The sequence below is a fragment of the Rhizobium sp. R634 genome, from assembly GCF_002211305.1.
In the GTDB taxonomy this organism is placed as follows: Bacteria; Pseudomonadota; Alphaproteobacteria; order Rhizobiales; family Rhizobiaceae; genus Rhizobium.
Window position 1 is genome coordinate 108,699 of sequence record NZ_LOKW01000010.1, and the last position, 12,744, is coordinate 121,442.

Consider the following 12,744-nt stretch of genomic DNA (forward strand, 5'->3'; position numbering starts at 1 on the left):
TAAAGCATCGCCATGGCGGACTGTTGCAATCGTGATTGCTTCGCCGGCGGCGGGGCGGCCGTTTTGCCGCCTGAGGATCAGATTATGGGTTATATGGATAAGGACATCGTGCCCCAGAGTGATGGGGCGCTGATCGATGCCTATTCGCAATCGATCGCGGCGGCGGTCGATATGGTCGGGCCGGCGGTCAGCCGGATCGAGAGGGTGGGTGGCCGGCAGGGGCATGGGTCGGGCTTTGCCATTTCGCCGGACGGGCTCATCATCACCAACAGCCATGTGGTCGACGACGCCAAGGTCACCACGCCGGATGGGTTCGTCACCGAGGGGCGGGTGCTCGGCCGGGATGTCGATACGGATATCGCGCTCATCCGCGCCAATTCCGGCACCGGCGCCTGGGCGAAGCTCGGGGATTCCCAGCGTCTGCGCAGGGGGCATATCGCGATTGCGATCGGCAATCCGCTCGGTTTCGAATGGACCGTTACCGCTGGCATCGTTTCGGCGCTCGGCCGGTCGATGCGGGCGGCGAGCGGGCGGCTGATGGAGGACGTGATCCAGACGGATGCGGCGCTCAATCCCGGCAATTCGGGCGGGCCGCTCGTCTCTTCCGGCGGGGAGGTGATCGGCGTCAACACCGCCGTCATCCAGGGCGCGCAGAGCATCGCTTTCGCTGTTGCGTCGAATACGGCCAATTTCGTGGTTTCGGAGATTCTCCGCCACGGCCAGGTCAGGCGCGCCGTCATCGGCATTGCTGGCGATACGATCGTGCTGCCGCGCCGGGTCGCGCTTGCGGCGGGCACGGCGCAGACGACCTCGGTTCGCATCCGGCGGGTTGAGCCGGACGGGCCGGCCGCCAAGGGCGGGCTGCAGGAAGGGGATTATATCCTTGCGATCGACGGCAGCCCGGTCGGCGGCGTCGATGACATCGTCAGGCTGATGGACGGCAGCAGGATCGGCAGGGAGACCGCGATCCTGGTGTTTTCGGTGGCGGGGCTGATCGAGAAGAAGAGCCTGGTGCCGATGGCTCGGTCCTAGGCGGGCGGTTTCGGCGTTATGGAGTCGACGGGACGGGCGCAACGTCCAGGAGAGTCTCAGCTTGAGGGGGCTTAAGCGGGGCGCGCGCTGCGATGGTCACGAGATGCAAGAAGCAGCGTTGGAACGCGTGCTTCGAGGCTCCGCCCTTTCGGGCTGCGCACCTCAGCATGAGGGAGGTTGGAGGGTGCCGCGTCCATGATAGCGGCAATCGGGAATGCCCGCGCGAACGCTCAAAAGCGGCCAACCTTGGGGGTGCCCGCAGGTGTTCGGCGTTCACGAGAGCCTCATCTTGAGGGGCCTCGAAGGACGAGGCGGATTGGTGGTATCCGATGCAGCCCCGATATCGTGTGTGCAACCGCCTTACGGAATGACCGCGAGGACGGGGGTGGCGGTGTCGAGCAGGGTTTCCTCGGTGGCGCCGGATGCCGTCTGGATGCGGGCTTCGCCGGTCTTTCTCGCGCGCTCGACCTTGGCCATGATCTGATCGCCGTTGCGGGTGCGGCAGATGGAGAGGACGCCGATCGCCGCCGTCTCGACCTCGTCGGTATGGCCGAAGAGGATCACCGCGTCGTCCCAGATCGACAGCGGGCCGGAGGCTGCGCGCACCTGGGCGGCGATGACCTGGCCGTCGACGAGATCGCGGACGGCCGCCTTGGCGCGGTCGATGACGGTCTGCGGCAGCGGGCGCGGCTCCTTCAGCCGCTCGACCGAGCCCGCCTCGTTGATAACAGCCGCCAGCAGGATGCGGGTGGGGGTGCCGTCAGGCTCGATCGAAACGCCGGCATGATTGAGAACGTCCGAGAGCGAAACGCCCAGGAACAACGCAATCTGGTTTGCTTCTTCCATCTTCATTCTCCGCGTGCCAGACAGCATGCGCGACGCGGCGGAAGGATCTATGCTGAGATGCCGCGCAAGGCTCCTGACAGATTTCTGCCGTTCGTCCAGCTTCTGGAAAAACCACTTCTTATCGATTTCGGTCATCCCGGTTCCTCAAACATCATTTGGCGGAACCGAGTTGTTGCAGATTTCGCAACGAACGGCAAGCAGATGCGGCATCGCTGCATCACGTTGCGTTAACTGCATGATTGAGGGATTGGGCCGGCGGCACCATGGCCGTCCCAGCCGATTTGGGCTTCCCGTTGTTTCTCCTTCGTTCTGCAACCTAGATAATTGACATTCGCCTCCGGAGTCAATATCGAAGAGGAAAATATTCCTTTTATGGCTGATTTGAAATTTTGGTGAGCCTTTCATTCGGAATAAAATCCCATCTTCTGTTCGGGAAGGCTTGACGGTGCTGATATCGCATTATATGTTGCTGTTATCGCATCAACCGGGGAGCGCACGTGCAAAGGCTCGGTAAGGACGGCAGGACGCCATGGCGGAAAGTTCACGAGAAAATTGGCCTTTCCGCCGCGGAACTGGCGCGAGCGATGGGCCGCCATCGCTCGAAGATCAGCAGGGCGCTCGGCGATGACGATGGGCTGATCAGCGGCCGTGACCAGCTGCTCCTCATGAAAGTGGCGCGCGAGCGCGGCATCGCGCTTTCGGCCGATGAGATGATGCCGGAGCGGCGATGAGCGGGCGGGCGTCACGGAGCATTCTCCGGCAGGCGGAGCTGCTCGATGGTCTCGTCGGCCATTGCCTGATGCGCGGCGGGGCGCCGGCCGGCGAGGCTCTCGTGACGATCACCCGCTCGGAGGCGGGCGAGCTCCAGGCGCTGGCGCGCAGGTTACGGCGCATGGCGCCTTATGAGGACGAGATCCGGCGGCTGGTCGCCGGTTCATGATCGCGCCGCCCGACGGCGCAGACGCAGGGTTTTCGAAGAAGCGACAGGCCGGACGAACGGGACGGCGAACAGACGGAAAGGAATGGTGACTCCGATGACGGCAGTGGACAGGAAAGTCAGGTTGGTGCCGGCCGCGCTGAAGCGGCCGATGTCAGGCGAGAGGGTCGAACCGGCCCGGAAAGAGCGCGTCATGGAGGGAGCGGGAGCGGCGGCGATGGAGCCGATGAACTGCCCCTGCTGCAAGCAGCCGGTGGCGGCGCCCACGCTCGAGATCGTCGTCGACCGTTATGGCGTGACGCCGCTTCAGGCGCGCATCCTCGGCGCGGTCTGGCGCGGAAAGGGCATGCCCGTGCAGACCGAGCGGATCTTCGATGCGATGTATGTCGACGATGCCGATGGCGGGCCGTCGCCGACGCGCATGTATGCCGCCTTCAAGGTGGCGCTCTGCCATCTGCGCACCCGGCTGGAGGGTTCCGGCATCGGCATTGAGAATGTCGGCTATCGCCAGGGATACCGGCTGGTGATGGCCGGCGAGATCACGCCCGCTCGCCGCAGCTGACGGCGGGTATCGGAGCCCAATCCACCGCCCGAGCTTGCTTCCGCCAAAAGTTGTGACGATCACAACGATCAGATCAGGGGTCGGATATGACCGAAGTCGAACGTATCAGGCGCGAGGCCTGCCTGTCCGAGGTGGCGGCCCGCCATGGCGTGGCGCTGAAGCGGGCAGGGCGCGAATTCGTCGCCTGCTGCCCCTTCCATGCCGAGGCGACGCCCTCCTTCACCATCTTTCCGGGAAAGGATCATGTCGAACGCTTCCACTGCTTCGGCTGCGGCGCACATGGCGACGTGATCGATTTCGTCAGAAAGATCAAAGGTATCGATCTCGCGGAAGCGCTCGGCATGCTCGGCGGCCGGGTCGCCGCGCCTGTCAGGACGACGGCGCTCGATCCCTATGTCGGCATCCAGCCGCTGGCGCCGCCTGCAGCGCTGATCGAATGCGGCAGGCCGGTGCGTCTCTACAATCCGAAACGCCGAGGCGAACGATCCGAATGGGGCAGTTTCGCGCCGTCCATGGTCTTTCCCTATCGCGGGCAGGATGGCGGCCTGATCGGCTATGTCCTGCGCCACGAGCTTGGCCGGGGCGGCAAGGAGACGCCGATGGTCATGTGGGTGCGGCTGCCTGACGGCAGCGAGGCATGGTGCCGTTTTCCCTTTCCGAAGCCGCGCCCGCTCTATGGCCTCGACAGGCTGGGCGCGGCGAGGGCGGTCCTCGTCGTCGAGGGTGAGAAGTGCCGCGATGCGCTCTCGGTGGCGACCGGGCGCACCGTCATCTCTTGGCCGGGCGGCGTCCAGGGCGTCAAACATGCCGACTGGTCGCCGCTTGCCGGCCGCAGCGTGGTGATGTGGCCGGATGCCGACCGGCCGCATCCGGAAACGGGCGCGATATCCGGGCTGAAGGCCGCTGACGATATCGGCGCGATCCTCACCGGCCTCGGCTGCAGCTACCGCGTCCTCGACGTCGTTCGGTAAGGCGGCGCGCAGCACTCATGCCATCCCCTCCCTATCTCCATGCCGACTGGCTCTCCGGGCGCGTGCCGCCGAAGGGCTGGGATGCGGCCGATGCCGTCGCCGACGGCTGGACCGAGGACGAGCTGTCCGGCTTTCTCCGGGATGCGGCGCGGCCATGGACGCCGCCGGCAGTAGAGACCGCGCGCAAGGCGCGGCCTGCGGCTGCCGGCAAAGCCATGGCCTGTTATGACTGGCAGATGGAGCTGCTGCGTGGCGAAAAGGGCGGGATCAAGCCGGGCGCCACCCGCAACTGGGCGCTGTTCCTCGAACGTCACCCCGATCTTTCCGGCGTCTTCGCCTTCGATGCTTTCAGGATGCGCGTCGTCTTGATGCGTCGGCCGCCCTGGGAGCCGGTCAAAGGCAGCTGGCGCGAGCGCGCGCTGCAGGATCGCGATTACAGCGAGGCGGTCATGTGGCTGGAAGCCAACGACATGACGCCGAAGGTCGCCAATATCGCCCCGGTGATCCAGACGGTGGCCGAACATGCGCGCTTCGACCGGTTGACCGACTATCTCGAAGGGCTGGTCTGGGATCGCAAGCCGCGGCTCTACAACTGGCTGACCTACTATATGGGCATCGAGGATACGCCCTATGCCCGGACGGTCGGCATGCGCTGGCTGATATCGAGCGTGGCGCGCGGGCTGCAGCCGGGCTGCAAGGTCGATACGATGCCGATCCTCGAAGGGCCGCAGGGTGCGCGGAAATCCACCGCCGTGCGCATGCTCTATGGCGATGATTTCTTCACCGACGAACTCTCCGACATCGGCTCGAAGGATGCGATGATGGAGATGCAGGGCGTCTGGGGCCTGGAGGTCGCGGAAATGCACCGCTTCAACGCCTCGGAGACCAGCGCCGTGAAGAAATTCCTGCGCAAGCAAACCGATCGTTTTCGTCCGCCCTACGGCCGATCGGTGATCGAGGCGCCGCGCCGCGTCTGCCTCTGCGGCACGATCAATCCCGACGGCAATCCCTATCTCAAGGATACGACCGGCGGGCGAAGCTTCTGGCCGCTGACGGTCGGGCGCATCGACATCGAGGCGATCGCCGCCGATCGCGACCAGCTCTGGGCGGAGGCCGTGGCGCTCTACAGGGCAAAGACGCCCTGGTGGGTGCAGGAGGAGGAGCAGCCGGCTGTCGTCGCCGAGCAGGAGAAGCGCACGGATGTCGACGTCTGGGTCGAGGTGATCGCGCCGACGCTGAAGGGCCAGAGATCGGTCTCGCAGTTCGATATTCTGAAGAGCCTCGGCATCTCGCCCAAGGACGCCGACTGGCGCCACGCCGGCCGCATCGGCCGCATCATGAAGAAACTCGGCTGGGCTGCCAGCCGCGACCGCAGGGGCGGGGAGGACCGGGTGGTGTTTCGCCATCCGTCGTTTGCTGGGGATGGGGAGGAGGAGCAGGTGTTTTAAGATCCGGTGGGTTTTCGGCCGTGGCAGGGGGAAGCGGCAAGCGCCGGAGATAGCCCTCATGGTGAGGAGGCCTCAGGGGCCGTCTCGAACCACGCGGGCGGGCGTGGGGCAGGCCCTTGCCGCGCGGTGGCGTTTGTCGCGGACGATTGATGTAAGTGATGGCCAGAAGGGTTCGATCCCGACAACTCTTCATCGGCAATGGTTGCGGCGATTTCATCCGAAGGGAACATTGTCATGGCCAAGGGAAATATGTCCGCCTGCCTGCCGATCACGCTGGCTTATGAGGGCGGCTTCACCAGCGACAGGCGCGATCCGGGGAATTGGACCGGCGGCGCCGTCGGCAGGGGCACGCTGAAGGGCACGAAGTACGGCATTGCCGCCGCGAGCTATCCCAATCTCCATATATCACGGCTGACGATCGCCGATGTGACGCCGATCTATCAGCGGAATTACTGGCGGCCGCTCGCTGCCGAAGCATTGCCGGCAGGTCTCGATCTGGTGATATTCGATTTCGGCGTCAATTCCGGCACGGCGCGCGCGGCAAGGGCGCTGCAGGCGGTGGTCGGCGCGACGGCCGATGGCGTGGTCGGCGGCGAGACGCTGAAGAAGGCGGCGGCGAGCGATGTCAAAGCCGCGATCCAGTCACTCTGCGCCCGGCGGCTCGGTTTTCTCCAGGGGCTGAAGACCTGGATGACCTTCCGCGGCGGATGGTCGAAGCGGGTCGCGGATGTCGAGGCGAGGGGCGTTGCCATGTGGCTTGCTGCTTCGGCGCATGCCGATCCGAAGGGGGCGCTTTCGCAGGAAGCGGCCAAGGCGGATGCGGTCTCGAAGAAGCAGCGGCGCACTGCCGGCGGAACCACAGCGCTCGCGACCGGCGGCGCCGGCTCGAACATGGCGGCCGGCGGCGAGATCAACTGGCTGCTGATCGTGGGGATTGTCGTGGTCGTTGTGGTGGTCGCGGGTTTGCTGGTGCTGAAGGCGCGGCGGAACAGGGAGCGGGCTGCGGCCTATCAGGCGCTGGCGAAGGTGGCTTGAGCGGGGCGGGACGGTCTTGGATAGGCCTTGAGCGATCCTATGGATCGCATCCTGGGAGCGACATCCTCCTCCGTCCCTCATGCTGAGGTGCGTAGCCCGGAGGGCGAAGCCTCGAAGCACGCGCTCGACACTGCTCCTTGCATCCATCCAGCGTGCCCGCCTCGTCCTTCGAGGCCCCTGCGGGGCGCCTCAGGATGAGGCTCTCTTGGGCGTCGGCGGATCTGCTCAGGCACCAGCGGCAGCTGCGGCATCCTCTCGGTGTTCGCCAACGGCGCGGCAATCTCCAACGTTCCCTCATGCTGCGGTGCGTAGCCCGGAGGGCGAAGCCTCGAAGCACGCGCTCGACGCTGCTCCTTGCATCCATCCAGCGTGCCCGCCTCGTCCTTCGAGGCCCCTTCGGGGCATCTCAGGATGAGGCTCTCTTGGGCCTCGGCGGGATCTGCTCAGCACCAGCGGCGGCTGGGGCATCTTCCGCTGCGGCATCCTCCTCCGTCCCTCATGCTGAGGTGCGTAGCCCGCAGGGCGGAGCCTCGAAGCACGCGCTCGGCGTTACTCCTTGCATCAATCAACTACCAAGCGCCGGCCTCGTCATTCGAAGTGAAGCTCTCTTGGGCGTCGGCCCTGCATCTGCTACGCGCTCACGGCCTCCGGCTCAGCGCCGGAAAAATCCACCGCGGCAAAGGCGGCCGCCAGCACTTCCGGACCGGCGCCGGTTTTCGCGGCATCGGTGGAGAGGATTTGGCGATAGCGGCGAGAGCCGGGCAGGCCGGTAAAGAGGCCGACCATGTGGCGGGCGACATGCTGCAGCCGGCCGCCGCTGGCGATGTGGCGTTCGGCATAGGCCATCATCCGGTCGCAGAGCGCCTGCCAGTCCGGCTCGGCGGCCGGCGCGCCGAAGAATCGATGGTCGACGTCGGAAAGAATCGCCGCATTCTGATAGGCGGCGCGGCCGAGCATGACGCCATCGACATGGGCGAGGTGGGCCTCGGCCTCGTCGAGCGTACGGATGCCGCCGTTGATGCCGATGAAGACGTCTGGCCAACGCTGTTTCATCCGATAGACGATCTCGTAGTCGAGCGGCGGGATCTCGCGGTTCTCCTTCGGGCTGAGGCCCTTCAGCCAGGCCTTGCGCGCATGGATCCAGATCGCGTCGGCGCTGGCATCCAGCACGCGGGTGATCAGCGCGGGCAGCGCCGCTTCCGGCTCCTGCTCGTCGACGCCGATCCGGCATTTCACTGTCACCGGCACGGTCGCGACCGCCTTCATCGCCGCCACGCATTCGGCCACCGTCTCCGGTGTGAGCATCAGGCAGGCGCCGAAGGTGCCCGACTGAACGCGGTCGGAGGGACAGCCGACATTGAGGTTGATCTCGTCATAGCCATAGGGCTCGGCGAGCCGCACCGCCTCGGCGAGTTTTGCCGGGTCGGAGCCGCCGAGCTGCAGCGCCAACGGATGCTCGGCGGCATCATGACCGAGCAGGCGCTCGCGCGGCCCGTGGATGATCGCATCGGCCACCACCATCTCGGTATAGAGCAGCGCCTGCCGGCTGATCTGGCGGTGGAAATACCGGCAATGCCGATCTGTCCAGTCGATCATCGGGGCAACCGCGAATATCGGCTTCTGCGTCATCGAGATTTCATTGGTCCTTGTCTGGTAGCGCCGGGATCAGCCGCCGGTCATCGCGGCGCGGGCGGTTATATCAAGCGCGCATATAACACTTGCCGCTGCGATCGACAAATTGCCGAAGCACAAACGAAAACGGCGCCCCTTGCGGAGCGCCGTTCTTGCCGCCGAAGCGATATTCTGACTTAAGAAGCCGAGATGTTGACGGCCTTCGGGCCCTTGCCCATGCGATCCGGCTCGGTGTCGAAAGTGACCTGCTGGCCTTCGCGCAGCGACTGGATGCCAGAAGCCTGCAGCGCAGAAATGTGAACGAAAACGTCCTTTGCGCCGCCGTCCGGCGTGATGAAACCAAAACCCTTGTCCTGGTTGAAGAATTTTACGGTGCCCTTGGTGGCCATTGGGATAGTCCTTTTCCCTTAGTCTGTGGTTATCCGCGCCCCCGAGAGGAAGCGGACGGCTTTAGCTTTCGTCCTGATTGGGGTTGGGACGAAGGGTCAGTCGGAGAAGTCACGTACGGGGAAAGAACGTCTACGCAGGCGGGTGTTCCCGCGCCCCCTTCCGGAAGGGAAGGGATTGCCAATCAGTCCAGTCACCGGCATGCAAATGCCCGAGTGGGTGAATTCGTGCCAGCATTTCGGGCAAAAAGCAAGCGGATTTATTGTGGCATGGTGGTTATTGTGACAGGAAATGCCGAAGATTCAGTTACTTGACGAAAAGTTAGCGACTGCTTGCATGCCTGTGCCATATCGGGATTGGGTGCCGAAATGGTGCAAGCGGCGGATTTTGGGCGCCGGCTCGGATTCCCTCAGAAGTGGTTGATGTGGAAAGATAGTCGCATTGAAGGCGAGTTTGCCGCTGCGGGCGGGTGTCGAGCGAAGCTTGATTCGCCCTTGGCCGCGCTGCTCAGAGCGGCCATCCTCGCTGGGATGAAGCGCCCGTTGCGCTCGGGCGCAGGGCAGCGTCGGCGGCGGTTGCCTACCTGTCGTCGCCAAGCAACGCGCCGAGGCTCCAGGGCGCATCGCCCTGCTGGTTGGCGATGTCGTCGACTTTCCAGCCGCCGTGTTCCCTGACCAGCGTGTAATAGAGCGTCACCTTTTCGCCGTTGCGGAACTCGACCTCGACCTCGGCGCGGTCGTCCATGAGGATCGGCTGGCCGATCTCGACGTCGCTCGCCTCGCCATCCTGGCCTGATATGACGGGATTGAAATCGAGTGCGCCGACTTCGCCCTCCGGCGTGTTTTCGAGATCCTGCTGCAGCAGCCCGTTCAGGTGGTCGGAGAAGAAAGCGGAATAGGGCGAGGGGCCGTCGTCATCGGCGCTTGCGGCATCGAAGCTGTAGAGCGCCCGCAGCAGCGCCTTCGGGCTCTTGTAGGTCTCGGAGAAAGCGGGCGAGGCGATGAGCGCCGAGAGGGCGAGGCCGAGGATAGTGCTGGACAGGCGCATGCGGGCTCCTCCTTGCGAGAGATTATTCATACCGGAGTCGCGCGGGCAGGTGGAGCGGCATTTTTCGGGCTTAAGCTGGGGCGAGTTGTTGCCGATCAATGACGGGCAGGCCTCAGGCCAGCTTGATGAGGCCGGCCTCGGTGGGCCGGAAGCCGCAGGCGCGATAAAAGGACGCCAAGTGGGGCTCGAAATCGACATGCAGCCATTCGGCGCCGCGCTCGCGGGCAATCCGCGTGGCCTCCCTGACCAGCCGCGTCGCGATGCCCTGACGGCGCATGTCGGGGTGAACGCAGGTGTCGAGAAGGAAGGCATGAATGCCGCCATCCCAGGCGACATTGACGAAGCCGACGAGACTGTTGTCGTGATAGGCGCCGATATGGGCGAGGCTGCGGGGCAGGATGCGGGAGAAGTCCGGTGTGTTGGGGGTGTTCCAGGCGGCGGACCAGAGGGTGTTGAGCTCGGCGGGCGAGGGGAAGGGGTCGATGCGGAGTTCGGGCATGGTGGTCTTCCAGTTGGTGTCGCACGTCAATGGAGGCTTGCCGCACGAGGAAACATGCCCAGGCGCATTCCCGCAAGGGCACAACTGAGGCGCTGTTGACTCGGTCCCGCCACAGAACATAATCAGAACATCTAATATTCGGCTGCGGAGAGAGCCATGTGCGGACGCATCTTCGTCAAGACATCGCTTGACGAGCTGATCAGCAATTTTCCCTTCGCGGTGAAGGGCGGGGACATAGACGGACTTGGAAATCGCTTTCCCCGCTGGAACGGCGCGCCGTCGCAGGATTATCCCGTTATCATCAGGGATATCGTGCGCGAACCCGATATATCGGGCCCGATCTTCGCGGTCGCCCGCTGGGGCCTGATGCCCTCCTGGGCCAAGCCGGGCGGGCGGCCGCCGCCGGTCAACATCCGCTGCGAGGGGATCGGCTCCAACGGCCTCTCCCGCGCCGCCTACCGCTCGCGCCGCTGTCTTGTGCCGATCAACGGCTTCTTCGAATGGAAGGATATTCATGGCACCGGCCGGAACAAGCAGCCCTATGCCATCGCAATGCAGGACGGATCGGCCTTCGCGCTCGCCGGCATCTGGGAGACGTGGAAGGACGCGAACGGCGTGTCGATCCGCAACTTCGCCATCGTCACCTGCGAGCCGAACGAAATGATGGCCGACATCCACGACCGGATGCCCGTCATCCTGCATCGCGAGAATTACGAGCGCTGGCTGTCTCCCGAGCCGGATCCGCACGATCTGATGAAGCCTTTCCCGGCCGAACTGATGACGATGTGGAAGATCGGCCGGGATGTCGGCTCGCCGAAGAACGACAGGCCCGACATCATCGAAGAAGTCGAGGACGATCCCGAACCGACGCTGATCTAGAGCAATTCCGGCCATGGCGGCGGCGGCCTTGCGTCCGGAATCCTCTGCCATTCACCGGCTCGGGCGGGAGCCATTCACGAAACCATGCGGCAAACACATCCTCACGAGGAGAGGACAACGCATGCAAGACGATATTGGAACGCTCCTGAGGTCGTTCCTCAACAATGCCCTGCGCAAACAGTCACAGCGCCGCATCCCGGATTTCGGCGGCTATGATATCGGCAAGCGCCGCAATCTTCACATCATCGAACCGATCGCGCGGGATACGGCGGAATTTCTCTGCACCTATCTCTGCATCAGCCTGCGCGGCGAACCGGCGAGCAAGGAGGGCGTCGCCTCCGCCGTCGCGGCAGCCCTGAGGAATGTTTCCGATGAGCTTGCCTACAGCCTGACACGGCGCAGTGACGAGGCGTGGCGAAGCCTCTGCGATCTCGTGGCGGAGTTTCTGGAAGCCTGCCTGACGATCGACCGGAAGCCCTATGACGGCTCCCTGACGGCCAAGTCCGACTATAATGGCTGGAAGAGCTGGGAGATGATCCTCAGCGGTGAGACACCGAGGGGCAAATGGCGCCACGCCTGGAAGGAAAAACCCGGCGACGATTTCATCGGCTTCCACGGCGATGCCTGCATGGGGCGGATCTTCAAGATCGAACTGACGGGATATGAGGAGCGCTGGTACTGGCTGGTCACAGCCGACGGGAGCCCCAGGCGCGGCTGGCCGGCGGCAGGGTACGAGGCGAGCGCGAGGAGCGCGGCGTGTCGGGTGGAGCGGATTTATTTTGCGCTGGTGAGGGGTGTGGAGAGGATTGGTGGTGCGTGATGTGGTAGGCCAGCTTGATAAGGCCGGCCTCGGTGGGGCGGAAGCCGTAGGCGCGATAGAAGAACGTCAGGTGCGGCTCTAAATCCACATGCAGCCATTCGGCGCCGCGCTCGCGGGCAATCCGCATGGCTTCCCTGACCAGTTGCGTGGCGATGCCCTGCCGGCGCATCTCGGGATGAACGCGGGTGTCGAGAAGGAAGGCATGAATGCCGCCGTCCCAGGCGACGTTGACGAAGCCGACGAGGCGGCCGTCGTGATAGGCGCCGATATGTGCGAGGCTGCGGGCATGATGTGGGAGAAGTCAGGTGCGGCAGGGGTGTTCCAGGCGGCGGACCAGAGCGTGGTGAGTTCGGCGGGCGAGGGGAAGGGGTCGATGCGGAGTTCGGGCATGAGTGGGGACCGGTTTGATTGTCGCCGTGCTTGCTGGGTTTTTCTGCCGATTGCGGTCACTTCGCAATAGGTTTCATCGCTGCGGCGGGCAAACTCCTCTCTGCCTTGACATGAGGTCATCTACTTCTCCTCCGTCACCAAGTCAGTTATGCAGAGATTGGCATTATTTCGTTTTTCTGTCGCAAGGCGTCTCTGACGCGGGCGTTTGCGATGGTGATGATCTTGCGCATGAGGGCGGTGAGGGCCAGACGTTTGGGTT

General features: G+C 64.4%; 14 protein-coding genes and 1 pseudogene. 9 read left to right on the plus strand and 6 right to left on the minus strand.

The genetic code is table 11. The annotated features are described in order from the left end of the window. Positions 1 to 84 precede the first annotated feature (84 nt). Complete coding sequence (locus ATY77_RS13630; protein ID WP_088687767.1) at positions 85 to 1,032, plus strand: trypsin-like peptidase domain-containing protein; 948 nt, start codon at positions 85 to 87, stop codon at positions 1,030 to 1,032. A gap of 360 nt (positions 1,033 to 1,392) precedes the next feature. Here ATY77_RS13630 and ATY77_RS13635 read toward each other — a convergent pair whose 3' ends face one another. Continuing rightward, positions 1,393 to 2,013 carry a helix-turn-helix transcriptional regulator gene (locus ATY77_RS13635; protein WP_088687768.1) on the minus strand — a complete coding sequence of 207 codons (621 nt, stop codon included), beginning with the start codon at positions 2,011 to 2,013 and terminating at the stop codon, positions 1,393 to 1,395. Positions 2,014 to 2,375: 362 nt separating this feature from the next. Between ATY77_RS13635 and ATY77_RS13640 the strand changes: the two genes are divergently transcribed. From ATY77_RS13640 to ATY77_RS13665, 6 genes are all read left to right on the plus strand, one after another. Then, positions 2,376 to 2,609: a hypothetical protein gene (locus ATY77_RS13640; protein WP_088687769.1), complete on the plus strand. Its 234-nt coding sequence runs from the start codon at positions 2,376 to 2,378 to the stop codon at positions 2,607 to 2,609. Beyond that, on the plus strand, positions 2,606 to 2,818 hold the full coding sequence (locus tag ATY77_RS13645; protein ID WP_088673575.1) for a hypothetical protein: 213 nt from the start codon (positions 2,606 to 2,608) through the stop codon (positions 2,816 to 2,818). Before ATY77_RS13640 ends, ATY77_RS13645 begins: the two co-directional genes overlap by 4 nt. Positions 2,819 to 2,912: 94 nt before the next feature. After that, positions 2,913 to 3,377, plus strand: coding sequence for a hypothetical protein (locus ATY77_RS13650; RefSeq protein ID WP_245314341.1), 465 nt, complete (start codon positions 2,913 to 2,915; stop codon positions 3,375 to 3,377). Between the two features lie 86 nt (positions 3,378 to 3,463). After that, positions 3,464 to 4,348 (plus strand): CHC2 zinc finger domain-containing protein, encoded by an 885-nt coding sequence (locus ATY77_RS13655; RefSeq protein ID WP_088687770.1) that lies wholly within the window; start codon positions 3,464 to 3,466, stop codon positions 4,346 to 4,348. A 17-nt stretch (positions 4,349 to 4,365) separates the two neighbouring features. Next, complete coding sequence (locus tag ATY77_RS13660) at positions 4,366 to 5,796, plus strand: virulence-associated E family protein (RefSeq protein WP_088687771.1); 1,431 nt, start codon at positions 4,366 to 4,368, stop codon at positions 5,794 to 5,796. A gap of 234 nt (positions 5,797 to 6,030) precedes the next feature. Further along, positions 6,031 to 6,831 carry a glycosyl hydrolase 108 family protein gene (locus ATY77_RS13665; protein WP_190237630.1) on the plus strand — a complete coding sequence of 267 codons (801 nt, stop codon included), beginning with the start codon at positions 6,031 to 6,033 and terminating at the stop codon, positions 6,829 to 6,831. 630 nt (positions 6,832 to 7,461) lie between these two features. Here the strand turns inward: ATY77_RS13665 and dusA are convergent. From dusA to ATY77_RS13685, 4 genes are all read right to left on the minus strand, one after another. Continuing rightward, complete coding sequence (dusA, locus tag ATY77_RS13670) at positions 7,462 to 8,460, minus strand: tRNA dihydrouridine(20/20a) synthase DusA (RefSeq protein ID WP_088687773.1); 999 nt, start codon at positions 8,458 to 8,460, stop codon at positions 7,462 to 7,464. Positions 8,461 to 8,639: 179 nt separating this feature from the next. Then, positions 8,640 to 8,852, minus strand: coding sequence for a cold-shock protein (locus ATY77_RS13675; RefSeq protein WP_003540801.1), 213 nt, complete (start codon positions 8,850 to 8,852; stop codon positions 8,640 to 8,642). Between the two features lie 577 nt (positions 8,853 to 9,429). Then, positions 9,430 to 9,897: a DUF3828 domain-containing protein gene (locus tag ATY77_RS13680; RefSeq protein ID WP_088687774.1), complete on the minus strand. Its 468-nt coding sequence runs from the start codon at positions 9,895 to 9,897 to the stop codon at positions 9,430 to 9,432. Positions 9,898 to 10,009: 112 nt separating this feature from the next. Next, on the minus strand, positions 10,010 to 10,396 hold the full coding sequence (locus tag ATY77_RS13685) for a GNAT family N-acetyltransferase (protein WP_088687775.1): 387 nt from the start codon (positions 10,394 to 10,396) through the stop codon (positions 10,010 to 10,012). Positions 10,397 to 10,552: 156 nt separating this feature from the next. Between ATY77_RS13685 and ATY77_RS13690 the strand changes: the two genes are divergently transcribed. Further along, positions 10,553 to 11,275: an SOS response-associated peptidase gene (locus tag ATY77_RS13690; protein WP_088687776.1), complete on the plus strand. Its 723-nt coding sequence runs from the start codon at positions 10,553 to 10,555 to the stop codon at positions 11,273 to 11,275. Positions 11,276 to 11,396: 121 nt separating this feature from the next. Beyond that, a complete protein-coding gene (locus ATY77_RS13695) occupies positions 11,397 to 12,095 on the plus strand; it encodes a hypothetical protein (protein ID WP_088687777.1) in 699 nt (232 codons plus the stop codon). A gap of 10 nt (positions 12,096 to 12,105) precedes the next feature. Here ATY77_RS13695 and ATY77_RS13700 read toward each other — a convergent pair. Then, a pseudogene (locus tag ATY77_RS13700) lies at positions 12,106 to 12,485 on the minus strand (GNAT family N-acetyltransferase); the annotation flags it as partial. Between the last annotated feature and the right edge of the window lie 259 nt (positions 12,486 to 12,744).

Bases quoted from the DNA above. Each gene is read 5' to 3' on its own strand.
- dusA (WP_088687773.1), bottom strand. From the start codon at position 8,460: ATGACGCAGAAGCCGATATTCGCGGTTGCCCCGATGATCGACTGGACA.
- ATY77_RS13635 (WP_088687768.1), bottom strand. From the start codon at position 2,013: ATGACCGAAATCGATAAGAAGTGGTTTTTCCAGAAGCTGGACGAACGG.
- ATY77_RS13695 (WP_088687777.1), top strand. From the start codon at position 11,397: ATGCAAGACGATATTGGAACGCTCCTGAGGTCGTTCCTCAACAATGCC.
- ATY77_RS13650 (WP_245314341.1), top strand. From the start codon at position 2,913: ATGACGGCAGTGGACAGGAAAGTCAGGTTGGTGCCGGCCGCGCTGAAG.
- ATY77_RS13645 (WP_088673575.1), top strand. From the start codon at position 2,606: ATGAGCGGGCGGGCGTCACGGAGCATTCTCCGGCAGGCGGAGCTGCTC.
- ATY77_RS13655 (WP_088687770.1), top strand. From the start codon at position 3,464: ATGACCGAAGTCGAACGTATCAGGCGCGAGGCCTGCCTGTCCGAGGTG.
- ATY77_RS13675 (WP_003540801.1), bottom strand. From the start codon at position 8,852: ATGGCCACCAAGGGCACCGTAAAATTCTTCAACCAGGACAAGGGTTTT.
- ATY77_RS13690 (WP_088687776.1), top strand. From the start codon at position 10,553: ATGTGCGGACGCATCTTCGTCAAGACATCGCTTGACGAGCTGATCAGC.
- ATY77_RS13630 (WP_088687767.1), top strand. From the start codon at position 85: ATGGGTTATATGGATAAGGACATCGTGCCCCAGAGTGATGGGGCGCTG.
- ATY77_RS13680 (WP_088687774.1), bottom strand. From the start codon at position 9,897: ATGCGCCTGTCCAGCACTATCCTCGGCCTCGCCCTCTCGGCGCTCATC.
- ATY77_RS13665 (WP_190237630.1), top strand. From the start codon at position 6,031: ATGGCCAAGGGAAATATGTCCGCCTGCCTGCCGATCACGCTGGCTTAT.
- ATY77_RS13685 (WP_088687775.1), bottom strand. From the start codon at position 10,396: ATGCCCGAACTCCGCATCGACCCCTTCCCCTCGCCCGCCGAGCTCAAC.
- ATY77_RS13660 (WP_088687771.1), top strand. From the start codon at position 4,366: ATGCCATCCCCTCCCTATCTCCATGCCGACTGGCTCTCCGGGCGCGTG.